The 797-nt window shown below is 52.4% G+C and carries 1 protein-coding gene; it reads left to right on the plus strand.

Annotated elements, in window-relative coordinates:
• The first annotated feature begins 39 nt into the window (after window positions 1–39).
• A complete protein-coding gene (locus ADJ24_RS16965) occupies window positions 40–744 on the plus strand; it encodes an IS6-like element IS26 family transposase (RefSeq protein ID WP_016162063.1) in 705 nt (234 codons plus the stop codon).
• Window positions 745–797 lie beyond the last annotated feature (53 nt).

Genomic DNA, 797 nt, shown 5'->3' on the forward strand with positions numbered 1-797 from the left:
TGATAAACTTATCATCCCCTTTTGCTGATGGAGCTGCACATGAACCCATTCAAAGGCCGGCATTTTCAGCGTGACATCATTCTGTGGGCCGTACGCTGGTACTGCAAATACGGCATCAGTTACCGTGAGCTGCAGGAGATGCTGGCTGAACGCGGAGTGAATGTCGATCACTCCACGATTTACCGCTGGGTTCAGCGTTATGCGCCTGAAATGGAAAAACGGCTGCGCTGGTACTGGCGTAACCCTTCCGATCTTTGCCCGTGGCACATGGATGAAACCTACGTGAAGGTCAATGGCCGCTGGGCGTATCTGTACCGGGCCGTCGACAGCCGGGGCCGCACTGTCGATTTTTATCTCTCCTCCCGTCGTAACAGCAAAGCTGCATACCGGTTTCTGGGTAAAATCCTCAACAACGTGAAGAAGTGGCAGATCCCGCGATTCATCAACACGGATAAAGCGCCCGCCTATGGTCCCGCGCTTGCTCTGCTCAAACGCGAAGGCCGGTGCCCGTCTGACGTTGAACACCGACAGATTAAGTACCGGAACAACGTGATTGAATGCGATCATGGCAAACTGAAACGGATAATCGGCGCCACGCTGGGATTTAAATCCATGAAGACGGCTTACGCCACCATCAAAGGTATTGAGGTGATGCGTGCACTACGCAAAGGCCAGGCCTCAGCATTTTATTATGGTGATCCCCTGGGCGAAATGCGCCTGGTAAGCAGAGTTTTTGAAATGTAAGGCCTTTGAATAAGACAAAAGGCTGCCTCATCGCTAACTTTGCAACAGTGCCG

The sequence above is a fragment of the Enterobacter sp. 940_PEND genome, from assembly GCF_001059415.1.
GTDB classification, from domain to species: domain Bacteria; phylum Pseudomonadota; class Gammaproteobacteria; order Enterobacterales; family Enterobacteriaceae; genus Enterobacter; species Enterobacter cloacae_M.

Excerpts from the sequence above, each read along its gene's own strand:
- ADJ24_RS16965 (WP_016162063.1), top strand. The coding sequence starts at position 40 with ATGAACCCATTCAAAGGCCGGCATTTTCAGCGTGACATCATTCTGTGG.